At 57.9% G+C, this 22,487-nt stretch carries 19 protein-coding genes; 9 read left to right on the forward strand and 10 right to left on the reverse strand.

Annotated elements, in window-relative coordinates; translation table 11 throughout:
- Positions 1-5 precede the first annotated feature (5 nt).
- The 5 genes from pstC to phoB all read left to right on the forward strand — a co-directional run bounded on the left by pstC (position 6) and on the right by phoB (position 4,854).
- A complete protein-coding gene (pstC, locus tag ACYQ0G_RS04030) occupies positions 6-1,391 on the forward strand; it encodes a phosphate ABC transporter permease subunit PstC (protein ID WP_460099595.1) in 1,386 nt (461 codons plus the stop codon).
- On the forward strand, positions 1,384-2,634 hold the full coding sequence (gene pstA, locus ACYQ0G_RS04035) for a phosphate ABC transporter permease PstA (protein ID WP_460099597.1): 1,251 nt from the start codon (positions 1,384-1,386) through the stop codon (positions 2,632-2,634). The genes pstC and pstA overlap by 8 nt, the downstream gene beginning before the upstream one ends.
- A gap of 38 nt (positions 2,635-2,672) precedes the next feature.
- A complete protein-coding gene (gene pstB / locus ACYQ0G_RS04040; RefSeq protein ID WP_460100626.1) occupies positions 2,673-3,419 on the forward strand; it encodes a phosphate ABC transporter ATP-binding protein PstB in 747 nt (248 codons plus the stop codon).
- Between the two features lie 12 nt (positions 3,420-3,431).
- On the forward strand, positions 3,432-4,103 hold the full coding sequence (gene phoU, locus ACYQ0G_RS04045) for a phosphate signaling complex protein PhoU (RefSeq protein WP_221543116.1): 672 nt from the start codon (positions 3,432-3,434) through the stop codon (positions 4,101-4,103).
- A gap of 61 nt (positions 4,104-4,164) precedes the next feature.
- Positions 4,165-4,854 (forward strand): phosphate regulon transcriptional regulator PhoB, encoded by a 690-nt coding sequence (gene phoB / locus ACYQ0G_RS04050; RefSeq protein ID WP_460100628.1) that lies wholly within the window; start codon positions 4,165-4,167, stop codon positions 4,852-4,854.
- Here the strand turns inward: phoB and ACYQ0G_RS04055 are convergent, their stop codons facing one another.
- From ACYQ0G_RS04055 to ACYQ0G_RS04075, 5 genes are read right to left on the reverse strand one after another with little or no spacing between them, the layout of a single operon-like run.
- Positions 4,855-5,580 carry an extensin-like domain-containing protein gene (locus ACYQ0G_RS04055; RefSeq protein WP_460099600.1) on the reverse strand — a complete coding sequence of 242 codons (726 nt, stop codon included), beginning with the start codon at positions 5,578-5,580 and terminating at the stop codon, positions 4,855-4,857. It lies immediately after the preceding gene.
- A complete protein-coding gene (locus tag ACYQ0G_RS04060; protein ID WP_460099603.1) occupies positions 5,577-6,212 on the reverse strand; it encodes a LysE family translocator in 636 nt (211 codons plus the stop codon). The genes ACYQ0G_RS04055 and ACYQ0G_RS04060 overlap by 4 nt, the downstream gene beginning before the upstream one ends.
- 23 nt (positions 6,213-6,235) lie before the next feature.
- A complete protein-coding gene (locus tag ACYQ0G_RS04065) occupies positions 6,236-9,769 on the reverse strand; it encodes an error-prone DNA polymerase (RefSeq protein WP_460099605.1) in 3,534 nt (1,177 codons plus the stop codon).
- Between the two features lie 21 nt (positions 9,770-9,790).
- Positions 9,791-11,245, reverse strand: coding sequence for a UdgX family uracil-DNA binding protein (locus ACYQ0G_RS04070; protein ID WP_460099607.1), 1,455 nt, complete (start codon positions 11,243-11,245; stop codon positions 9,791-9,793).
- A complete protein-coding gene (locus ACYQ0G_RS04075; RefSeq protein WP_460099610.1) occupies positions 11,242-12,483 on the reverse strand; it encodes a putative DNA modification/repair radical SAM protein in 1,242 nt (413 codons plus the stop codon). The genes ACYQ0G_RS04070 and ACYQ0G_RS04075 overlap by 4 nt, the downstream gene beginning before the upstream one ends.
- A 302-nt stretch (positions 12,484-12,785) precedes the next feature.
- On the opposite strand from ACYQ0G_RS04075, the gene ACYQ0G_RS04080 reads away from it, so the two are divergent.
- Entirely contained in the window at positions 12,786-13,184 is a 399-nt protein-coding gene (locus tag ACYQ0G_RS04080; RefSeq protein ID WP_460099613.1) for a PilZ domain-containing protein, read from the forward strand.
- 31 nt (positions 13,185-13,215) lie between these two features.
- Here ACYQ0G_RS04080 and ACYQ0G_RS04085 read toward each other — a convergent pair whose 3' ends face one another.
- Together ACYQ0G_RS04085 and ACYQ0G_RS04090 are read right to left on the reverse strand one after the other, a co-directional pair.
- A complete protein-coding gene (locus tag ACYQ0G_RS04085; RefSeq protein ID WP_460099616.1) occupies positions 13,216-14,766 on the reverse strand; it encodes a DUF6504 family protein in 1,551 nt (516 codons plus the stop codon).
- Positions 14,767-14,780: 14 nt separating this feature from the next.
- The gene (locus tag ACYQ0G_RS04090; RefSeq protein WP_460099619.1) at positions 14,781-15,443 is read right to left on the reverse strand and encodes an ImuA family protein; all 663 of its coding nucleotides are present in this window, start codon (positions 15,441-15,443) and stop codon (positions 14,781-14,783) included.
- A 362-nt stretch (positions 15,444-15,805) separates the two neighbouring features.
- Here ACYQ0G_RS04090 and ACYQ0G_RS04095 point away from each other — a divergent pair, with 362 nt between their 5' ends.
- Positions 15,806-16,291: a pyridoxamine 5'-phosphate oxidase family protein gene (locus ACYQ0G_RS04095; protein WP_460099622.1), complete on the forward strand. Its 486-nt coding sequence runs from the start codon at positions 15,806-15,808 to the stop codon at positions 16,289-16,291.
- Between the two features lie 58 nt (positions 16,292-16,349).
- Here ACYQ0G_RS04095 and ACYQ0G_RS04100 read toward each other — a convergent pair whose 3' ends face one another.
- Together ACYQ0G_RS04100 and ACYQ0G_RS04105 are read right to left on the reverse strand one after the other, a co-directional pair.
- The gene (locus ACYQ0G_RS04100; protein ID WP_460099624.1) at positions 16,350-17,924 is read right to left on the reverse strand and encodes an amino acid permease; all 1,575 of its coding nucleotides are present in this window, start codon (positions 17,922-17,924) and stop codon (positions 16,350-16,352) included.
- Between the two features lie 104 nt (positions 17,925-18,028).
- Positions 18,029-19,459, reverse strand: a complete 1,431-nt coding sequence (locus ACYQ0G_RS04105; protein ID WP_460099626.1) for a sodium-dependent transporter — start codon at positions 19,457-19,459, stop codon at positions 18,029-18,031.
- A gap of 129 nt (positions 19,460-19,588) precedes the next feature.
- Between ACYQ0G_RS04105 and panB the strand changes: the two genes are divergently transcribed.
- Both panB and ACYQ0G_RS04115 read left to right on the forward strand, forming a co-directional pair.
- Positions 19,589-20,461, forward strand: coding sequence for a 3-methyl-2-oxobutanoate hydroxymethyltransferase (gene panB / locus ACYQ0G_RS04110; RefSeq protein ID WP_460099629.1), 873 nt, complete (start codon positions 19,589-19,591; stop codon positions 20,459-20,461).
- An 11-nt stretch (positions 20,462-20,472) separates the two neighbouring features.
- On the forward strand, positions 20,473-21,540 hold the full coding sequence (locus tag ACYQ0G_RS04115; protein WP_460099632.1) for a DUF475 domain-containing protein: 1,068 nt from the start codon (positions 20,473-20,475) through the stop codon (positions 21,538-21,540).
- Here ACYQ0G_RS04115 and ACYQ0G_RS04120 read toward each other — a convergent pair.
- Positions 21,473-22,471: a bile acid:sodium symporter family protein gene (locus ACYQ0G_RS04120; RefSeq protein WP_460099635.1), complete on the reverse strand. Its 999-nt coding sequence runs from the start codon at positions 22,469-22,471 to the stop codon at positions 21,473-21,475. The genes ACYQ0G_RS04115 and ACYQ0G_RS04120 overlap by 68 nt on opposite strands.
- Positions 22,472-22,487: the final 16 nt, after the last annotated feature.

Raw genomic sequence — 22,487 nt, forward strand, 5'->3', positions numbered from 1 at the left:
CCACGATGTCGCTGACTATCCTGCTCCTCCTGGCCCTCGGGCTCGGGCTCGCCGGGTGGTTGGCGGCTCGTGCGCGTGCATGGACCTTCCGACGCGCCAGTTCAGACGGACGTATCGCCAGTTTGCCGAGCTATCATGCTTGGTATGTCGCGTTATGGATCGTACTGCCTGTATTGATCTTCGTCGCGATATGGAGCGCGGTCTCACCGGGTCTCGTTGCACAGTCGGTGTTAGCAAGCCCGGCAGCCGATCAACTTCCGGAATTCGGTTTCCAGCGCCAGACAATTCTCAACGAAGCCCGTGCAGTAGCCACAGGCGCTTCGCAGGCCGTCTTCAATCCGCTCGCACGTGAATTCGTCGAACCCTATCGCGAGGCACTTTCGCGGTATAACTGGATCGGGATCGTCGTTACGCTGTTGATTGCCTTTATCGGCGGAGCCTATGCATTTCTGCGATTGAAGCCAGATTTCGCGGCCCGCAACCGCGTCGAAAAGATCGTAATGGCGATCCTGCTTGGCGCTTCTCTTGTCGCAATCCTGACCACGCTTGGCATCTTCGGTAGCCTGGTATTCGAGACCGTCCGGTTCTTTGGAATGGTCAATCCTATCGATTTTCTGTTCGGCACCCACTGGGGTCCCGATCCGATGGCTAATGCGGCGAATCCCGACGCGAGCCGCTATGGCGCAATCCCTCTCTTCTGGGGGACCCTTTTTATCGGCGCTATCATCGCGATGCTGGTCGCGATTCCGCTCGGTCTGATGAGCGCCATCTATCTCACGCAATACGCCAACCCCAAACTGCGTGCATGGGTGAAGCCAGCGCTCGAAATCCTGGCTGGCGTTCCGACCGTCGTCTACGGCTATTTCGCTGCACTTACCATCGCACCTGCAATTCGCGATTTCGCAATTTCTCTCGGTGCCACATCGGCATCAAGCGAAAGCGCGCTTGCCGCGGGTCTCGTAATGGGTGTCATGATCATTCCGTTTGTGTCATCGATGGCCGACGACAGCATTGCCGCTGTTCCGCAGGCCATGCGCGACGGTAGCCTTGCCATGGGCGCAACCAAGAACGAGACGATCCGCCGCGTCCTTGTGCCGGCGGCCTTGCCGGGTATCGTCGCCGGGGTCATGTTGGCTGTCAGCCGTGCGATCGGCGAAACGATGATCGTCGTTATGGCTGCCTCAACTGCCGCCAATCTCAGTGCAAATCCTCTCGAGTCCATGACGACCGTGACTGTCCAGATCGTGGCCATGCTGACCGGCGAAGGCAGTTTCGATCACCCGGCCACGTTAAGCGCGTTTGCCCTGGGGTTCGTACTGTTCCTTGTCACGCTGGCTCTCAACTTCATCGCCCTGCGCGTCGTCAAAAGGTTCCGCGAAGCTTATGAGTGAGCAGATCGCCCCCACGCGCACACCCGCTTTCGAAGCGCGGCTGAAAAAGCGTTACGCCGCGGAAAAACGCTTCAAGGCTATGGGCCTTGGCGCGATCATCTTTTCGATTCTCGTTCTGCTTTATTTGCTGGGCACGATGACCATAAACGGCATCGGGGGCTTTCAGCGCGCTGAAGTCGAAGTGCCTATCGACTTCACTCAGGCTGGCATCTCGATTGACGCCTCATCGACGGATGCAGGTGATGTCCTTCGGTCGCTTGAAGCTCAGGGCTTACCCCAAGTTGTCGAATATTTTGCGCAGCAATCCCTTGGTAACGAAGGCGCAAGCGAAATCGGCGGACAGGCATGGCGCGATGTCGCTGCGGAAATCGCTGCTGATCCAGCACTATTGCAGCGTAAGGCCACTTTTTGGCTCCCCGCCAGTGCCGACCTTGCGTCGGGACTCGATGGCGAGGGATCGCAAGAAATGCGCGCGCTGGCGGCGCAGCTTGTCGATACGGGCAAGCTTGAAAAGAATTTCGATGGGGGTTTCTTTACCCGCGCCGATGCGACCAACCCACAGCAGGTCGGTATTTGGGGGGCGCTCAAGGGCTCGATCCTGACCATGATCGTCACACTGGCACTCGCCTTTCCGATTGGCGTTCTCGCAGCTTTATATCTCGAAGAATATGCTCCGAAAAATCGCTGGACGGACGTGATCGAACTGTCGATCAACAATCTGGCAGCCGTCCCCTCGATAATTTTCGGCCTGCTTGGTCTCGCCGTATTCCTGACCATCTTCCCAAGCTACCGATCGGCGCCGTTGATCGGGGGGATGACCTTGGCACTGATGACGATGCCGGTGATCGTGATTGCGGGCCGTAACGCCATTAAGGCTGTGCCTCCGAGTATCCGTGACGGTGCGCTCGCTGTCGGTGCCTCGCCGGTACAGGTCGTCTTCCATCATGTGCTGCCGCTTGCCCTGCCCGGAATTCTTACCGGTACGATCATCGGTATGGCGCGTGCATTGGGCGAGACCGCACCGCTGCTAATGATCGGCATGCGCGCTTTCGTGGCGAGCCCGCCCGATAGTTTCACCGCGCCTGCAACCGTGTTGCCGATGCAGATCTTCCTCTGGTCAGACGAAATCGACCGCGGCTTTGTAGAGCGCACCAGCGCTGCTATCATTGTCCTCTTGCTGTTCCTCCTGTTGATGAACGGCCTCGCCATCTACCTGCGCAACAAGTTCGAGAAAAAGTGGTGACCGTAGTTCACGAAAATTTAGAGAACGTCGACGCCAAGATGAGCGCGCGCGACGTGTCCGTATTCTACGGTCAGAAAAAAGCGATCGATGACGTGTCGATCGACATTCCGACCGAATACGTGACTGCCTTCATCGGTCCCTCCGGCTGCGGCAAATCGACTTTTCTGCGTTCGCTCAACCGCATGAACGACACGATCCCCTCGGCGCGGGTCGAAGGCGAGATTACGCTCGACGGTGAGAATATTTATTCGCCGAAGCTCGATGTGGTTCAACTGCGTGCACGGGTGGGGATGGTGTTCCAGAAGCCCAACCCGTTCCCCAAGTCTATCTACGAAAATATCGCCTACGGGCCCAAGATCCATGGCCTCGCCGAAGGCAAGGATGAATTGGACGCCGTGGTCGAGAAATCGCTTCGCAGGGCCGGCCTTTGGGAAGAGGTAAAAGACCGCTTGCAGGACAGCGGAACTGCCCTTTCAGGCGGCCAGCAGCAGCGTCTGTGTATCGCGCGCGCTATCGCGGTCGATCCGGAAGTCATCCTGATGGACGAACCCTGCTCCGCGCTCGATCCGATTGCTACTGCAAAAATCGAGGAACTGATTGACGATCTCAATGGTCGTTATGCCATCGTGATCGTAACTCACTCCATGCAGCAGGCCGCACGCGTCAGCCAGCGGACGGCGTTTTTCCACCTTGGCAAGATGGTGGAATATGGGCGGACTTCCGATATATTCACCAACCCGATCGAACAGCGCACGCAGGATTACATTACCGGCCGCTACGGATAAGGCTCCAAGAGAATGCAAGAACACACAGTAAAGGCCTTTGACGAAGATATTACCCGCCTGCGCGGGCTGATCGCGGAGATGGGCGGTCTTGCCGAGGTCGCGATCCAAGAAGCGCTCGACGCGCTGGTCCAGGGCGATGACGAACTCGCCAAGAAGGTCGTCAAGGGCGACAAGAAGATCGATGCTCTCGAAAGCGAGATCGACAAGCTTTCCGTGCGAATCATCGCGCTTCGCGCTCCCATGGCAGACGATCTGCGAGAAGTGATCGCTGCTCTGAAGATTGCCGGTGTCGTGGAACGTATCGGCGATTATTCGAAGAACATCGCCAAGGCGAGCCGAGAGATCGGCGATCACCGTAAACAGTTCGAGCCGCTGACGCTCCTCCCCGCAATGGCCGAGGTGGCGAGCGAGATGGTGCATGATGTCCTGACCGCCTATGCCGCGCGCGACGCCGAGCTGGCCCGCGAGGTCATCGCTGCCGACGAAAAGGTAGATGCGTTCTACAATTCGATCTTCCGAAATCTCGTCAGTCATATGGTTGAAAATCCGGCAACGATCTCGAGCGCGGCGCAATTGCTGTTTGTTGCCCGCAATCTGGAGCGGATCGGTGATCATGCGACCAACGTGGCGGAAATGGTGCATTTCGCTGCAACCGGAACCTATCCCGTAGATGAGGATGGTTGACACAATTCTGTAGCTTGAGGGTCATACTGCCGTGTCAAAGAAACCGCAGGAAGGCGCCAAGGTGAAGGCAGGTAAGTTATTGCTGGTAGAGGACGACCCCGCTCTCTCCGAACTACTCGAATACCGATTCTCCAACGAAGGCTACGATGTCCGCACCACTGCGGACGGTGACGATGCTCTGCTACTCGCATCCGAAGACGTGCCCGATCTCGTCATTCTGGACTGGATGATCGAAGGCACCAGCGGGATTGAGGTCTGCCGTCGCCTGCGGCGCGACAAGACAACAGCGCATGTGCCGATCATCATGCTAACGGCGCGCGAAGCCGAAGACGACCGTATTCGTGGCCTCGAAACAGGCGCTGACGATTACCTCACCAAACCCTTCTCACCGCGCGAGCTCCTAGCCCGTGTTGCAGCGGTAATGCGCCGCATCCGCCCAGTTCTGGCTGGCGAATCTATCGAGGTGGGCGATCTAACGCTTGATCCCGTTGCCCATAAGGTGATGCGGCGGGGCACGGCTCTAAAGCTGGGGCCGACCGAATACCGCCTGCTCAAATTCTTCATGGAAAGCCCTGGCCGGGTGTTCAGTCGCAACCAGTTGCTGGACGGCGTATGGGGCACGGAAAGCGATATCGAACTGCGCACCGTCGACGTGCATATTCGCCGACTCCGTAAGGCGCTGGAAATCGAAGGGGCGAAGGATCCGGTTCGCACGGTCCGCAGCGCTGGATATTCACTCGAAGCGGCCTGATCAGCGGCAGACGCTGGTCCAGCGGCTATCCATGTCGAGATGAAAATGATCAGTGTGGGCGGTATTGTAGTCAGGTGAAAGCACTGTGGAGAACGCGCTGCACGCCCCATCTCGGATTTCGTGCAGAAAACGTGGCTTGTCGCCCTCGCCTCCCCAATCACCCAGTACGCTGATCCGCGTGCCGTCTTTCAGGACGAAGCCTGCAATGTCTAGCGCATTTGCGGTCGCATGCTCGCTCCATGCGCCTTCATCGCGGCCGTATATCCGGCGGCACGAATAAGCACCGAGATGTTCGATCCGCGCGATGCCACTGCCAAAAATTTCCTCGGCTTTGGGGTCAAGTGTGTCACGCCTCCATAGTTCCATGGCTAGGGCGACCGGACAGGTCGTCGCCGGCGCATAGGGGCTCAGGGGATAGTTTGAAAGCTGTGTCCGGTCTTCGCGGCGGCATTCCCTGTCCCCCGCCGGATCGAGCACATTAAACGCTACCTCGCTACGCTTCAAAACCGCACGGCAGGCGGGGACGTCATCGCGCAGGGCGAGCAATTTCTGCTGGGTCGCCCACCCTTTGGGATCATCCAGCGAGAGTGGCGCCCATGGATTGTGCTCCGGGTGCTCAGCCAGCCACGCGCGACCCGCGACGAACAGGCTTGCTAATACGAGCAGCATCAGCACGCGCCGGTCGAACAGGAATTTCCCGATATGACGCGAGAGGGTGTGGTTCAAAGCTGTGTACCGTAAAGATCGACCGCGATGGCCAAGGCTATCAGGATGAATACGCAGCCGATGCCACGATCGATCCAGCGCCGCGTTGCGGCCCGCTCCATCGCGCGCGCCAGTCGCTTTCCTGCGGAAATATACATCCAGCCTACGATCATATCGAGCACGAGCGCGATCAGTGCCAACGTGACGATCTGCCACCCCACGGGCAATTCGGGATCCACGAAGGGCGGAATGATCGCGACCATGTAGACCAGCGACTTGGGATTGCCGATCGCCACTGCAATTCCATCGCGAAATGCATGGGTAGACGGCCTGCGGGCCGGTTCCGTGCCTTCTTCGCTCGCATGAAAGGAATGCCAGATGGCTCTCGCACCAAGCCATGCGAGGTAGACCACGCCAGCGATCGCCAGCAGACGGAATGCCAGCGGATAGGCCCGGGCCAGCGTACCAAGGCCGAACGCCGCAGCCATCCACCATACGATATAGCCGATCTGCATGCCCGACAGGGCGGCCCACCCCGACCGAGGCCCGCGCCAAATCGCCTGGCCCATGACGAACATCATCGAAGGTCCTGGCACGATGCTGGTAGTGGCGGTGATCAGGGCAAATGCCAGCAAGCGCTCAGCGTCGAACATGCGAGTGGCGACTAGCGCGGCGCTTAATGAAAGTCGCGCGATTTCGGAATGATGCGCACATCACGCGGGTGTCCCTGATGCCATCCGCATTCGCGGTTGCCTGGCGGAGGCTCCTGCCATGGTTCCACAGGCTGATAGGGATCCTCATTGCCTTCCCGTAGATTGTCCCGCGGATTGAACTTGTCCGGCAGGGGCGATGCCACGTGGTCGGCACGCGCAAGCGGGGCGTTGAGCATATCATCGGAAAGCTTGTGCAGATCGGCTGTCGCATCGGTCATGTGCTGCGCGATCACATGGATTACTTCGTCGTCATACTCCACGCGGCCTCTCACTTCCATCAGCCTTGCCCCCATCACCACGCGCCGCTGCCTTTCTTTCAGGTCCGGCCAGATCACAAGGTTGATGACGCCCGTCTCGTCCTCCAGCGTGATGAAGCATACGCCTTTCGCACTGCCCGGTCGCTGGCGGATCAGCACTACGCCTGCAACATGGACCATGCTGCGAAATTTCCTCTCGCGAAGGTCGCAGGCACGGACAAAGCCGCGATCAGCCAGGCTGGCACGTAAGAAAGCCATCGGGTGTGCCTTGAGGCTGAGACGCGTGGTCTGGTAATCGGCGACCACTTCCTCGGACAGCGGCATCTGTGGCAAGCGCGTGGGATGCTTTTCGGCGCCTTCATCACGCGCGGCAGCAGCAGCGAAGAGCGGCAGGTCCGGCCCACCGATGAGGCTTCTTACATCCCACAACGCCTGCCTGCGCGACAGGTTCATCGACCCGAAGCCGTCGGCACTGGCGAGCCGTTCGACGTGCGATGGCCCGATCCGCGCCCGATCGCGCAAGGCCCGTACGTCCTCGTAGATGCCGCTCTCCTCACGCTCGGATACCAGCTGTGCCGCGACCGCTTCGGGCAGACCGTCGATCTGTCGCAAGCCAAGCCGCAAGGCGAAGCCATTGTCGAAGCGGCCTTGCTCCTTTGGGGCGGAATACTCCACCCTTTCCAGAGTACAATCCCATTGCGAATGGTTCACATCCGCAGGCAGCACCCGCACCCCGTGTTCCGCCGCATCGCGCACGATCTGCGCCGGGGCGTAAAAGCCCATCGGTTGCGAGTTGAGCAGCGCACAGCCAAAGGCGGCAGGGAAATGGCATTTGAGCCAGCTCGACACATAGACGAGGTGCGCAAAGCTTGCCGCGTGGCTTTCGGGAAAGCCATATTCACCAAAGCCGCGGATCTGGTTGAAACAGCGCTGCGCGAACTCGCGGTCGTAGCCGCGGTCGACCATGCGTTCGACCATCATGTCCTGCAATTCGTCCACCATGCCGCGGCTGCGGAAGGTCGCCATGGCCTTGCGCAACCGGTTCGCTTCCTTGGACGAGAACTTGGCCGCATCGAGCGCAATCTTCATGGCCTGCTCCTGGAAGATCGGTACGCCCAACGTACGTTCGAGAATGCTCGACAATTCGTCAGGTGGGCCGTGATGCGGACTTGGTGCGGGTATCTCCACCTTCTCGGCCCCGCGCCTTCGTTTAAGATAGGGATGGACCATGTCGCCCTGGATCGGGCCGGGCCGAACGATAGCGACCTGAATCACGAGATCGTAGAATTCGCGCGGACGCAGCCTTGGCAGCATGTTCATCTGCGCGCGGCTTTCGACCTGGAATACGCCGAGCGAATCCCCCTTGCGCAGCATGGCGTAAGTGTCGGGATCTTCACGCGGGACGGTTGCCAGAGTGAGAGTCCGGCTGTGATGATCGTCAATCAGGTCGAGGCATTTCCTGATGCAACTCAGCATTCCCAGCGCCAGAACATCGACCTTGAGGATGCCCAGCGCTTCGATATCGTCCTTGTCCCATTCGATGAAACTGCGGTCGGGCATGGCACCGTTGCCCACCGGTACCGTTTCGGTCAGCGCATTTTCGGTTAAAATGAAACCGCCTACGTGTTGTGACAAATGCCTTGGCATTCCAATCATTTGCTCAGTCAGCTTAAGAACCCGCCTCAAATGCGGATCTTTCACATTCATACCAGTTTCCGCGGCATGTTTCTCGCTAATCTCGCGGCCCCACCCGCCCCATACCGTCTTGGCGAGCGCTGACGTGACGTCTTCGCTTAATCCCATGGCCTTACCCACTTCGCGGATGGCCATGCGCGGACGATAGTGAATCACTGTGGCGCACAGCCCTGCCCGGTGACGGCCATATTTGCGATAGAGGTACTGGATCACCTCCTCGCGCCGCTCATGCTCGAAATCGACATCGATATCGGGCGGCTCCTTGCGATCCTCGGAAATGAAGCGGTCGAACAAAAGCTGGTGCTTCGAAGGATCGACATTGGTGATGCCGAGGCAATAGCATACCGCAGAGTTGGCCGCACTGCCGCGCCCCTGGCACAGGATCGGCGGATCGACCTTGTTGCGCGCGAAATCGACGATGTCCTTGATGGTCAGGAAATAGCGCGCAAGATCCATCTTGCCGATCAGCGCCAGTTCCTTGCGCAGCGTTTCGGTCACGCCATCCGGCACCCCGTCGGGATAGCGCCAGCCAGCTCCCTTCCAGGTCTCTTTTTCGAGATAATCCTGCGGTTCGGCGCCGCCGGGATACAGTTCTTCAGGATACTCATATTGCAGCTGATCGAGGCTGAAATCACAGGCGTCGGCCACGGCGCGCGCGGCTTCGATCGCATGGGGCCATGGTTCGAACAGATGGCACATGGTCTCTGGCGGCTTCAGATATCGCTCGGCATTACTCTGAAGCAGATAGCCCGCTCGCGCCACAGTAGTCTTGTGGCGGATCGCGGTCATCACGTCCTGCAGCGGCCGGCGCTCCGGCGCGTGATACTGCACATCATTGGTGGCGAGGATGGAAAGATCATGATCCTTCGCCAGCGCGTCGAGCCGGGCAATCCGGGCGAGGTCGTTCCCAGCGTAAAAGAAAGTCGCAGCGATATGGCATAGGGCTGGTAGTCCAGCGGCAAGATGCGGCACGATTTCCACGAAGGGCGCCGTGACCGCCCCTTCCCCCCGTTCGCTTTCCGCTGCGCCGCCTGGCGTGGCCCAGGCTGGAACGGTGAACTCGCATGCCAGATCGGGTGGCGGAATTAGAATCAGTTGCACGTCTTTACTGTGCCCGGCCAGCATCTCTAACGAGATATCGCATACGCCCTTATCCTGCCACTCGTTGTCGAGCGTGCGCATCCGGCCCGCGGAAATCAGGCGGCACAAACGACCATAGGCCTCACGGTTTTTGGGATAGGCGAGGAAGGCCAGCCCCTCGACCGTTTCGATCCGGCAACCGATACAAGGCTTGAGTTTGAGCGTTTTTGCCTCTGTGTGCACCCGCACCACGCCCGCCATGCTGTTGGCATCGGCGATCCCGATCGCGTCATACCCCAGTCTGCGCGCCTCCATTACCAGGTCTACCGCATCGCTCGCTCCGCGCAGGAAGCTGAAACACGAGACGAGACCGAGTTCGACGAACGGCGCGCGCGCTGGTGCGTCTATTTCATCGGGATCAAGGTCGATAGTGCGCTTGGGTTTCTGCTGGTCATTCTCGGGCATGACACCAGCTCTGAAAAGTCATTACGCCAACTCCTCGAGCCGCTCCTTCACTGCGGCGAGATCGGCATCGAACAGCCGCACCTGCTCCTCGCGCGCGGGACCATCAAGGCGAAGGAGATAGGACGGGTGGGCGGTGATCCACAGCTCGCTGCCGTCTTCCAGCGGAATGGGCGTGCCCCGAGCCTTGGAGATGCTCACTGTCTTTCCCAGCATGCCGCGCGCCGCGCTCGCCCCCATGGCGAGTATCAGCTTGGGCTGGACGATCGCGCGCTCGCTCTCGATCCACCAGCGGCAGGTATCGATTTCCTTTGCACCGGGATTTTGGTGCAGCCGTCGCTTGCCGCGCTGGATATATTTGAAATGCTTCACGGTATTCGTGACATAGGCCGCCTTCCGGTCGATACCGGCCCGATCAAGATGGTGTTCGAGCAGTTTTCCGGCCGGTCCGACAAAGGGACGGCCAGCCAAATCCTCCTGATCGCCCGGCTGTTCGCCCACGATCATCAGCGCAGCATCCTGCGGTCCCTTGCCCATAACAGCTTGATTATCGAGGCTGCCGATCGGGCATTTACGGCAGGCGTGAATTGCCTTGTCGATCGCTGCCAGCGTATCGGGCCGCTCTTCGAATTCCAGCGCTCCCTTTTCGACCATAGCACTTTCCCGCTTCTGCGCGCCCGCCACCAACTCGGGAATGAGCGTGGCTTCGGGCATGTTTTTCCAGTATTTTTTCGGCATCTCCTTGAGCATGGCGCCAATCTTCAGCCGCGCCGGATTGAAGATCGAAGCGTAGTAGGTGCGCCAGAGATCCTCCATCGGATCGCCCTGAGGCGCGTCGTGACGTTCAGCTGGCGGCCCCTCCGCCATGGTTTCGCCATCCCAGTGAAGCGAGCCGCGCGGCGTCAGGATCGACCAGCGCATGTTCGAAAAACGCCGCATGAAGAACCCTGCATTGGCCCGGAGAATATGATGCTCCGGCTCGAACCAGGCAACGTAATGCTCACCTCCCTCGCCATCTTCACCACCGGAATGATCGGGGCTTTCGACCAGCCGAAAGCGCACAAAAGCATGCATCTTGTGGCTGTCACGCCTCACGTTCTTGTCGAGTTCCTCCAGCTTTCTGACATCTGGATCAGCCTTGTCTTCCATCATCCGCGGCTTGCCTTGTAGCCTCCAGAGCAGGCGGTAGAGCAGCGCAAACCGTTCAGGGTCCAAATGAAGGATGGCATTACGCGCAAGTTGTACAAAGCGTCGGTTGGCCTGTACCGGCCTCGCTCCCTTAGGAGGGGCAGGCATACGCCGTTCTCCATGGGCGAAGAGGTCCCCGCTACCGCCGGGTTCGACCCATGCGATACGGTCCGGTGGCACATCGCATTGGACGAAGGCCCGCGCCCACTCGCGCCAGAAATCGAAATCATCCGCATCAGGCAGTTGGACAACGTAGTAGGTGCCGAGTTTGACGTGTTGGAGCGCAGTCACACGAACAGCTCCAGCTGCTCGGTTTTCGGGGCGAGCAGGCTGCGCAGGTCGGCGCGATCGGTGAGAGTGATCGGCCGCCAGTCGATAGTACAGATGAAAGGTCGAACCTTGGTGATGGACTGGGTCAGCAGCGACACATCGTCCAACCGTAGGCCGCGATGACGGCGACTTGCCAAGATCTTGCCAACCGCCTTCACGCCTAAGCCCGGCACACGCAGCAATTGCTCCTTGGTCGCGCGGTTCACATCAACTGGAAAGGCTTCACGAAACTTCAAAGCCCAAGCAAGTTTGGGATCGATATCAAGCGGCAAATTCCCGTCTGCTTCTGTCGCATGCATGACGTCCGAAGGCTTGTAACCGTAAAAGCGCATCAACCAGTCAGATTGGTAAAGCCTGTGCTCGCGGATCAAAGGTGGACGCTTCAGCGGCAGCACCGCGCTCGCATCTGGGATTGGCGAGAACGCGCTGTAATAGACACGGCGCAGGCGGAAATTATCGTAAAGCCGGCTTGCCTTGCCCACAATATCTGCGTCAGTCGCTGCATCGGCGCCCACGATCATTTGCGTAGACTGGCCGGCGGGCGCAAAGCGGGGGGCATGCCTGAACCGCTTGCGGGCATCCTTGGCCTCCACCAGATCCTCTTTCACCTTGCCCATCGCGCCTTCGATCTGGCGCGCATCCTTGTCCGGCGCGAGACGTGTTAGGCCGCTGTCAGTCGGCAATTCGACATTGATGGAGACTCGATCAGCATAAAGCCCCGCCTGATGGACGATTTCTGCATCTGCTTCCGGGATGGTCTTCAAGTGAATGTAGCCGCGAAAATCATGTTCTTCGCGCAAGATCCGGGCAACCTCGACGATCTGCTCCATCGTGTGGTTGGAATTCTTCACAATACCCGAGGAAAGGAACAGCCCTTCGATATAATTGCGCCGGTAGAAAGCGAGCGTGAGATCGACCACTTCTTGCGGTGTGAAACGCGCACGAGCCACGTTCGAGCTCTTACGATTCACACAATAATGACAATCAAACACACAGTGGTTGGTCAGTAAAATCTTGAGCAGCGAGATGCAGCGTCCATCTGGCGCATAGGCATGGCAGATTCCCATCCCTTCAGTCGATCCAATGCCCTTACCGCCCAGACTGTTCTTCTTCGCCGTACCGGAGGACGCGCAGGAAGCATCGTACTTCGCTGCGTCGGCGAGGATCTCGAGTTTTTGAAGGACGGTTTGCAGAGCCATATGTTCTATATATGTTCCACTCCGGGATTCGCCAATAACAAAAGGTAATTGGTTTGTTTTGCGAGAAGTGAGCATGTCAGATCCATGCCCGTTACGCCCATCGAAGTTATATGGAGCGAGGTGTAGCCGAAGGTCACGCGGCCTCACTTCCTCGAATAGGAAGGGGATCCGCTGCGGCCTTATTCACTCAAGCGGGAAACGGATGACAATATTCCGGAGTTATCATTATTGGAGCGCCAAGCATAATAACCTAAAATTAACCAGGTTCGTGTAAAAATCGATTAACAAGAGGGACTTGCCGAGTGGCACTTTTCCAGAAAAAATCTGGCCAGAAATCCGAGGAGCGCAGGACCGTACAGCGCTATTCTGTCGATTGTACTAGTCGGCTCAAAATGCCTGGCGGCAACCGGGACGGACGCCTGTCGGATCTTTCACAATCAGGCGCGCGGTTCGAGACGGCCAATCCGCCGCAACAAGGCGTTTCAGGCTTGTTGTCGTGGGGTGAGCACGAATTCTTCGGCAAGATCGTATGGACGCGCGATAGCAGTTGCGGATTTCTTTTCGAACGCCCAATACCGGCATCGGTCGTTGAAGAGACCTGTGATGTGGTCGAAGTCGAATCCGGCCCGGTGGCGAAGTTCGATAATATTCCCGTCGCCAAGCGGGGCCGCCGTGCGTCGCTTGTGTCTCGCGACAGTTGAGTTTTGCGAAGAGTGCCTCGCCTTTGTATTATCAGGCGAACAATCCCTGCAAGTACCACTTTGGTTTACCACCTCGTCCATCTCCGATGATGCCGAGCCGATAGATCCAGTAGCGCCTCCCTCTCTGATCCTCAATTCGGTAATAATCGCGTAGTCGGGTACCACCGCGCTCACGCCACCATTCAGGGGCGATACGTTCGGGGCCTTCGACACGTTTGATATCGTGTACCTCGTCGCGCCAGCGGAAACGCTTGGGATATCCATCGGGAGTAGCGTAGAGCACAGCAATCTGCTCGGCCTTGTCGAGCAGTTTAAAAGGGCGTTGATGGAAGGCAAACTGACCTTGGTTGGCCGGTTCGGGCTCTAAAGGTGGTTGGCCCCGCTGCGCACGCTCGGGGATGTGACTGGCTGAAGGCACGGGCCGTGTGACGGCGCGGGGCCCAAGGCGCACGGTGAGCCGATCGACCAAGGTGGAAAGCGCGATGCCATGGTTTTTCGAAGCCGTTTCGATATCGCTTTGGTCCAATGCCAAGGCTTCCGACCAGGTGGCACGCAAACGCAGCATTTCGATCCCGAACCCTGCATCTACATCATCTAGCTTGCTGACAAAAAGGCGTACGAAATGCGCGGCCTCTCGGGTTGCTGCAGCAAGTTCGATATGCCGCACAACCAATTCACCATCGACGCGCCACAAGCCGAGTTCCAGCCTGCGGGCGCCCTGCCCCTTACCCTCCAGTTCGCGCACCATGTCATCCGACAGATCGTTCACCACCTGATCGAGCAGGTGGCGGTGTCGGATCGGCTCCAGCAGGCGGCGCTGTACCATCGGAATTTGTTGCGGAATGACTGGCAGCAGCGGTTCCGGTATCCGGCCGAGCAGCTGGTCCAGCCGGATTAGCGGGTTGGCAGAGGGAGAGTTCCGGTTGCGAAACCGTCTATTGATTCCATCGCGATCGACCGCCGAAAGCTCGCTCAGTTTCTTGAGCCCTAGCCGTCGAAGAACAGTGACGACATCCTGATCGAGCCTTAGTGCCGCCACGGGAAGCTCGCCCAGCCGTGTTTCCATTTCCTCATCTTTGCGCAGGATCGTACCCGATGCAGCATAATGGGCCAGTGCCCAAGCTGCCCCGGCAGTCGGAGCTATGGCACAACGCATAGCGATGTCGCGCTGTGCAAACACCGCAGCTACATCGGCAAGCAGCTTTTCTTCGCCTCCGAAGAGATGCGGCACTGCGGTTACATCCACCAAAAGCCCATCCGGTACATCCATCGCCGACCAAGGTCCCCAGCGTCGTGCCCAGGCAGCAAGCTTTTCCAAGAAAACGAGATCGCCTTCAGGGTCGGACAGTGCCGTAGTAATTTCAGGGCAAAGCGAATGTGCATCAGCCAACATCATCCCTGCCCTGGCCCCGGCAGCAGCGCTTGTGCGGTTGGTCGCTTCGATCCGCGGCCCATGCGCTGTATCAGCGGTCAGGACAAACGGCTTGTCATCTTGCTCCCGTCTCTCCGCCGAGCCCATACTCCAGCGGTCCATGGCAATGGACGGGAGCCAGATAGAAAGGATACGGCGCGGCTGATCCATGGCAGACCAACAAGCTAGCGCCGCTTGCCTTGGACTTGTCGGAAACGAGACTGTTCCGAAAGCACAACGGATCTATCTTCGATTGCTGTGCTCGACGGCTTGAAAAACGCTCTTTCGGCGAGCCCGAAACGTGGACCGATATGCTGAACGATAGAGGATGGCTTGCCGGTGGGTGGCGAAGAGACCTGCGGCGTTTCACGACGCGCCTCCAGCCGCTTCCCGAACTCTTCGAAAACCCATTCGCCCGGTGGGTGCGAGCGGGCACGGAAGAGCTCCCCCCGCCACGACGGATTGCCTGGTGCTTGCGCGTTCCATTCGGGTGCGGTGGATGGAGCCGAAGTCACTTCCCAGCGCATCCGGGCCGAAGACAGGTCACGCGCCGCATCGACCCGCAGCAGGAACAAAGGTACCTCGTGTTTCTGCGCAGTCAGCGTCAGCCGACGCGAAGCTGTGAAGTCCAACGCCTTTGGATTGCCGGCAATTTCCCCGATAACGAAGGATAGCTCACGACAGCGCAACCCTTCCTCCATCGCAAAAAGCGCATCTTCCGCCTTGTGGGCCAGCACATGGATCACGCGCGACTGCAAATCCTGCGGTAGCCCGGCACGATACGGTTTACCTCCCAGGCGCGCCGCCTCACGCGTCTGCACCCAGAGTATGCTGCGTTGATCGCTCATCTCCCCGCCTTCTTTCGGCGACGCGTTACGCCAATCGTCAAGTGCCAGCGCCAGCACTGCACCAGCGCCTGCCGCTTCTCTCGAGGAGGCGAACACTTCGCTGTGCAGAGCTTTTCCATGTAAGCCAGCCAAGCCAGGCCTCCAGCGCTCACTATGACGCTCAGGTAGTGTGGCGACATCTTCAGAGGCGGTCGACGGCAAGGAGGAGAGAGCTAGTTGGATCATATGGAACCGAATCGTCTGTTCCCTTTATGTTCCAATATCTATCTATTAGCAAATCCTGCTCTATCTTTTCCTCTACTGGCTTGGGACCAAACCTGCCCTTCGGTCATTGAGCAAATGAACCAATCTTGGAGACCAAAATGAAACATGCCGAAGGCAATCCCGACGAACTCAAAACCAAGTTCTGGAAAGCTCTGGCCGACAGCCCATTCCTATTCCTTCAGCTGGACGGTGACAGCTCAAGCGCCGTTCCGATGAGCCCCCAACTGGACAAGGACGCGAACAGCTCGATCTGGTTTTTCACGCACACGAAAAGCGATTTCTGCAAGCTTGGGCCAGTCACTGCAACATTCGCCGGCAAGGGCCACGAAATGTTCGCTCGCTTCAACGGAAACCTCGTGAAGGAAACCAGTCAGGAGCGCTTCGACCAACTCTGGAACAACTTCGTCGAAGCCTGGTACGATGGCGGCAAAAACGATCCGGATATCTTCTTCATGCGGATGGACCTTGGCGATGCAGAAATCTGGAGCGGAGATCTGGGACTTCTCAATACCGCGAAAATGGCCTTGGGCATGACTGTGCAAGACGAAGCCGAAGAACAACATGTGAAGTCTGCAGACCTCTAATTTAATCGGCAAAAGCGAAAGGAGCCGTCCTAAAAAGGATGGCTCCTTTTTTATGTTTCTAGCTATCGGGATGAATGGGAACGGCTGTTTCTTCACCCGCCACATTGTCGACCACTTCCACGATCCCCTGACCCAACCGGCTGTGGTTCCTGCTATACCCGAAATACACCAGCAAACCGATTATGCTCCACACTGGAAGCACCAGCATAGCCGCACTTGGCAGGTTGAGGAACAGAAAGGCACATCCAAAGATCGTCGCCGGTCCTACCAGCCAGAGCATGGGGGTTCGGAAATCTCTCTTACGCTCCGGCGCCGTACGCCGAAGAACCATGACCGCAACTGCCACCATCAAGAAAGCATATAGCGTTCCTGCATTGGCAATATCGGCCAGCTGACCCACAGGGAAGAATGCTGCTCCGACAGCGACGATCACTCCGGTAATGGCGGTTACCACGTATGGCGTCTTCCACCGCGGATGCACTCTGGAAAGCCCATCTGGCAGCAAACCATCCCGGCTCATTACAAAGAAGATGCGGGTCTGTGCGAAAAGCAGGACGAGAATGACCGATGGCAAAGCCAAGAAAGCCGCTATTCCAAGGATATTGCCAATTCCCGAAAAGCCGATCTGGCGAAGGACGTGTGCCAAGGCTTCATTGGAGCAGACCAACGCTTCCACATGTTGCGGAAGAGCGCACTGCCGCGCCAATTCCTCGGATCCTGCTGGGAAAGGAATACCGCCGGGCCCCATGATCGGCTGCCCGCCGATCGTCCCGATCGCTCCCGCCGCCACGAGAATATAGAAGATCGTGCAGAATATGAGTGAACCGACGAGACCGATCGGCACATTGCGCTGCGGGTTCTTAGTTTCCTCCGCGGCGGTGGAAACCGCGTCGAAACCTACATAAGCAAAAAAGATAGTCGCTGCCGCACCTACTGCTCCGACTCCCGAACCGAAGCCTCCGAATAGGCCAGCGGGAAGGAATGGGTTGAATTTGTCTGGATCGAAATAGGCGCTGGTCAGCGTAAGGCCGATAAAGGCGGTTAAAGCAATAACCTTGATGGCGACCAGAATAGCGTTGACCTTGGCGCTCTCGCTTGTGCCGATCATCAACAACCAAGTGACCAGTAGGGCGATGATCATGGCAGGAAGATTGATAAATCCGCCTGCCTCTCCACCCAGCGCAAGCGGGCCCGCGGCCAGCCATCGCGGCAACTCTATACCCAGGAACTCATTTAGAATGGTACCGCTGAAGTAACCAGACCATCCTACGGACACTGCCGATGCTGCAATTGCGTATTCAAGGATAAGTGCCCACCCCACGGTCCAGGCAATTAATTCCCCCACCGTGGCATAGCTATAGGTATAAGCGGATCCAGCCACCGGAATCATGGAGGCAATCTCGGCATAACAAAGCGCCGCGACTACGCAGACGGCACCGGCAATCACAAAGGCCAGCATCAGGCCTGGGCCAGCCTTTTGCGCTCCTGCAGCGGTCAGCACGAATATTCCGGTACCAATGATACAACCGATACCGAACAGCATTAGCTGCAGCGCGCCCAAGGAACGGTGCAGCGACTTCCTTTGCGCCGCGGCCAGAATGGCATCGAGCGGCTTAACCCTGTCGAAGATCATATACGGCCAGCGGCCTCCACCGGCCCGCCGCGGGACAGCCCCGCTCCGCCAACCGGAAGTTCGTCATTTACTCGCGAACTTCCGGACGGAAAAGAGGATTTTGCTTAGGCTCCCAGAATGCTGGGAAACAGGCCCGTCACCAAGATGATCGTCACGGCGATCGGACACAGCCAGGCAATCAGGAACCGCCACAAGCCAAACGCGATTGGAGAAAGGCCGGTGGTAGTACGGAGGAGGTTCTTGTCTGCCTTCCAACCGATGAAGAGCGAAGTCAGCAGCGCCCCAAGCGGAAGCATGATTTTCCCGGTAAAGGCGTCGATCGTATCGAGAATATCTGTTTCGGCGAAGAGCGACCAGAAGCCGAGCGGGCGTACATCCGAAAGGACGTTGTAGCCCAAAAGACAGAAAATACCGATCAGGAAAGCGCCGATACCAAAGACAAGCGCGGACTTGGGACGGCTCCAACCAAGTTCACCGATGCCCCATGCCGTCGGGACCTCTAGGAGTGAAATTGAACTTGTCACCGCCGCAACGAGAATGAGCAGGAAGAACAGGAAGCCGAACAGTGCGCCTCCAGGCATAGTCTGAAATGCAAAAGGTAGGGTCTGGAAAACCAACGTCGGTCCAGCGGCCGGGTCGAGGCCGACAGCAAAAACGATGGGGAAGATCATCAACCCTGCAAGCAACGCGACGCAGGTGTCGGCAATTGCGATCATTGCAGCCGTGCCGCCGAGATTGCTTTTTTCTTTGATGTACGAACCGTAGGTGATGAGGCCAGCGACACCGAGGGATAGTGAAAAAAGAGCCTGGCCCAGCGCTGAATTCATCACTTCGGGAGTGAGCTTCGACCAATCAGGCGTAAACAGGAAGGAAGCAGCCTCTCCAATGTCTCCTTCCACCGCTCCGTAGAGCACGAGACCAATCAACAATACGAAGAAAGCTGGCATGAGATAGGTTGCAGCCTTCTCGATACCTGAACTCACCCCTCTTGCCACGATGTAGAGCGTAAGGCCCATGAAGCCCAAATGCATGACGAGAAGCAGCGGCCAGGAGGCAAACATATCACCCAGTCTCTGTTGGATCTGCGCCTCACTCTCTCCTGCAAGTGCACCTCGGAAAAGGTCACCGGAGCCGATGGCCTGCAGGAGGTCCCAGCCCATCACGCCAGCGTAATACAGGACCCAGCCGGCCACGACCGAATAGAAAGAGACGATTAGAAACGCTGCCACCGCGCCGATCCCGCCAAAGATCGACCACTTGGCCGATGCTTGGGAGCCTTGCGCTACCTTGCGGATCGAACCGACAGCGTCAGTCTGACCAACGCGGCCAATGAAGATCTCTGATAGAACCAGCGGCAGCCCAAGCAGAAACACGCACGCTATATAGAATATGACGAAGGCGCCGCCTCCGCTCTCACCCGCGAGCGTCGGGAAACGCCAAATATTGCCGAGGCCGACGGCGGCGCCGACTGCAGCAAGGATAAAGGCAGAGCGTGAGGACCAGCCCTCACCCGTAGTTTTTCCGGCAGCGACCATTCTCGTGTAATTCCCTCTCCGACAAACGATGCCTCCCGCATCGCAGATGTGCGCGGCTTTAAGCATGGAATTCAAACCCTGTCCAAGCCTCGCTTCCAACTGTCGACAACGCTTGCTAGGGCATCCGCCATGTCAACGACCTTCCAGCTCGACACCAGCACCAGCCGCGCCAATCCGACCCCGCAGCCTATGAAGCGGCTCACGGTCCCGAAGATCCGCGCTCGCAAAAGCGAAGGAAATAGCGAGGAACCGCTGGTCATGCTTACGGCCTATACGGCTAGGCAGGCCCAGTTGCTCGATGCTCACTGCGATATGTTGCTGGTAGGCGATTCGCTGGGGCAGGTCATTTATGGGCTACCGTCGACCATTCCAGTAACGATGGAGATGATGGCAAACCATGCCGCCGCAGTCGTCCGTGGCAGTTATCACGCTGTGGTCGTGGTCGATATGCCTTTCGGATCGTACGAAAGCTCCAAAGAGCAGGCATTCGAAAGCGCCGCTCGTCTCCTGAAGGAAAGCGGCGCCGCGGCAGTCAAGCTCGAAGGGGGTGAACCGATGGCCGAGACGGTCGCATTCCTCAATCAGCGAGGCATCCCTGTCATGGGGCATGTCGGCCTGACGCCTCAGGCGGTCAACGTTCTGGGCGGCTATATGGCACGTGGGCGCGACCATGCGGAAGCCGAAAAAATAATCGGTGATGCCAAAGCGCTGGACGAAGCGGGGGCATTCGCTGTGGTGCTTGAAGGCGTGCTAGAACCGATTGCAATTGAAGCGACCAAGGCCCTGTCCTGCCCGACGATCGGCATAGGGGCGTCAGCACAATGCGACGGCCAGGTTCTGGTCACCGAGGATATGCTAGGTATGTTTGATCGCGTACCACGGTTTGTAAAGAAGTACGAAAATATTGCCGAGGTGATCGAAAAGACTGTCGCGCAATACGCCGAGGAAGTGCGTGGGCGCAGCTTCCCTTCGTCTGACCAGACCTACCAGCCAAAGGGCTGAGGAACCCGCACATGAAAACTATCCGCGAGTATTATACTTTCTCGTTCGTCTTCACGGCGATCTGTTTCGCTTTGGCTGCCTGGTATGGCTGGTCCAGCACCGGCTCCCTTACCGCCACTCTAGGCATTTTATGGATTGTGCTGGTGCTTTCCATTCTCGAGGTTTCGCTGAGTTTCGACAATGCTGTCGTTAATGCGACCGTTCTAAGAGACATGGACCCGGTCTGGCAGAGACGGTTTCTCACCATTGGCATTCTTATCGCTGTATTCGGAATGCGAATTATATTCCCAATCGCAATCGTAGCAATCGCGGCGCAGGTCGGGCCACTCGAAGCTATCAGTCTCTCTCTGAATAATCCCAGCGAATACGAACGTATCGTCTCCGATGCCCATGTAGGCATCGCAGGCTTTGGCGGCGCATTTCTTGCTATGGTCGGCCTGACTTTCTTCTTCGACCATGAGAAGGAGGTGCACTGGATCCGCGTCGTGGAGCAGACGATCAATAAATTCTCGAATGTTCCCGCCGTAGAGATCGGCTTGGTTCTGGTACTTATCTATTTCGTTTCAACGCTCCTGCCCCCTGCTGACGATGTCATGTTCCTGACTGCGGCGATCCTAGGCTTGGTGACTTTCATCGCAGTCCACGCGATCGCGGCTATGATCGAGGAGCGAGAAGCACGAAAAAAGGCTGTCGGAGAATTGGTGAAGTCCGGGCTTGGAGGCTTCCTCTATCTTGAGGTGCTTGATGCAAGCTTCAGTTTCGACGGCGTAATCGGCGCATTCGCGCTATCGAATAATATGATCATCATCGCACTGGGCCTCTCGGTGGGCGCGATGTTTGTTCGCTCAATGACAATCCATCTGGTGAAAACCGGTACTCTGGCGCAATATCGTTATCTCGAACATGGAGCGTTCTGGGCGATCATCGTGCTGGGGATGATCATGCTTCTGTCGGCACGCTATCATATACCAGAAACGGTCACCGGCCTCCTGGGAGCAGTCCTGATTGGCCTCAGCTTCCTGTGGTCGGTGCGGTACAATCGTCGCTATCCGGACGAGGCGACAACCTCAGCCGACTAGCAAGCGGAGCTGCCAGTACCAGCTGAGCCAGATGGTAGAGCAATAGAGGCAGTACGATAAATCCTGCCATCGACGGCTTAAACAGAATGGTTGCCAGCGGCGCGCCAATGGCGGTCGACTTCTGCCCACCGGCGAAAAGGAACGAGATACGATCTTCGAAGGACAGGCGGAGAGCCTTTGCTGCCAGCCAAGCTCCTATATGCCCAATGAAGATTAGCGCTAGAACCATCGCCGCGGTCCACAGCCAGCCCTCGGGATCAATGCGCGTCCATATACCCTGCTCTACCGCGCCGGAAAATGCGACGTAGACGGCAAGAGCGATTACACCGCGGTCTAGCCAGATGATCTTCGGCTTGTGGGCGGAAATGAAGCCCCGGGTTCGCGTTTGAACGACCTGCCCGATCGCGAAGGGGACTATCAATATCTTCATTATCTTGATCACGGCATCGCTGCCGACTGCCCCGTCGCCAGTACCGCCCAAGGCTATGAAGAGTGGCACGCTGATGAAAACCCCAAGAATGCTGAGAAGAGCGGCAGCGATAACTGAAAGTGCCACATTCCCGTTGGCAAGCGAACTATATGACGTGGACGACTGTATCGTCGTAGGAAGCACACCCAAATATAAGAAGCCAATCGCGACCAGTGGAGGAATGCTCACTGGAGCAGCGCGGTAAAAGCACAGCCCAAGAAGGGCCATCGCTCCGAAGCACCACAATATCAAAGGCCCGAGGAATTTGAGGTTGGCTGCCCCTGCCAGGATTTCCCTCCGAGCGATCCGCATTCCGTTAAGCAGAAAGAGAACGAATATTCCGACATTCGCCGCTATCTGCAGAATAACGCGCGCATGCCCGGTAGCAGGAAGCGCAGCCGCCAGAGCGACTGCGACAACCAGCATGCGAAGCATTGGGTCGGATATTAGTGTGCGTACCATGATGCCGGAGGCCTAG

The organism is Qipengyuania triglochinis (genome assembly GCF_054655615.1).

Excerpts from the sequence above, each read along its gene's own strand:
- ACYQ0G_RS04060 (WP_460099603.1), bottom strand. The coding sequence starts at position 6,212 with ATGTTCGACGCTGAGCGCTTGCTGGCATTTGCCCTGATCACCGCCACT.
- ACYQ0G_RS04105 (WP_460099626.1), bottom strand. The coding sequence starts at position 19,459 with ATGGTCGCTGCCGGAAAAACTACGGGTGAGGGCTGGTCCTCACGCTCT.
- pstB (WP_460100626.1), top strand. The coding sequence starts at position 2,673 with ATGAGCGCGCGCGACGTGTCCGTATTCTACGGTCAGAAAAAAGCGATC.
- phoU (WP_221543116.1), top strand. The coding sequence starts at position 3,432 with ATGCAAGAACACACAGTAAAGGCCTTTGACGAAGATATTACCCGCCTG.
- pstC (WP_460099595.1), top strand. The coding sequence starts at position 6 with ATGTCGCTGACTATCCTGCTCCTCCTGGCCCTCGGGCTCGGGCTCGCC.
- ACYQ0G_RS04085 (WP_460099616.1), bottom strand. The coding sequence starts at position 14,766 with ATGGATCAGCCGCGCCGTATCCTTTCTATCTGGCTCCCGTCCATTGCC.
- ACYQ0G_RS04115 (WP_460099632.1), top strand. The coding sequence starts at position 20,473 with ATGAAAACTATCCGCGAGTATTATACTTTCTCGTTCGTCTTCACGGCG.
- ACYQ0G_RS04120 (WP_460099635.1), bottom strand. The coding sequence starts at position 22,471 with ATGGTACGCACACTAATATCCGACCCAATGCTTCGCATGCTGGTTGTC.
- ACYQ0G_RS04095 (WP_460099622.1), top strand. The coding sequence starts at position 15,806 with ATGAAACATGCCGAAGGCAATCCCGACGAACTCAAAACCAAGTTCTGG.
- ACYQ0G_RS04090 (WP_460099619.1), bottom strand. The coding sequence starts at position 15,443 with ATGAGCGATCAACGCAGCATACTCTGGGTGCAGACGCGTGAGGCGGCG.
- panB (WP_460099629.1), top strand. The coding sequence starts at position 19,589 with ATGTCAACGACCTTCCAGCTCGACACCAGCACCAGCCGCGCCAATCCG.
- ACYQ0G_RS04075 (WP_460099610.1), bottom strand. The coding sequence starts at position 12,483 with ATGGCTCTGCAAACCGTCCTTCAAAAACTCGAGATCCTCGCCGACGCA.
- ACYQ0G_RS04100 (WP_460099624.1), bottom strand. The coding sequence starts at position 17,924 with ATGATCTTCGACAGGGTTAAGCCGCTCGATGCCATTCTGGCCGCGGCG.
- pstA (WP_460099597.1), top strand. The coding sequence starts at position 1,384 with ATGAGTGAGCAGATCGCCCCCACGCGCACACCCGCTTTCGAAGCGCGG.
- ACYQ0G_RS04065 (WP_460099605.1), bottom strand. The coding sequence starts at position 9,769 with ATGCCCGAGAATGACCAGCAGAAACCCAAGCGCACTATCGACCTTGAT.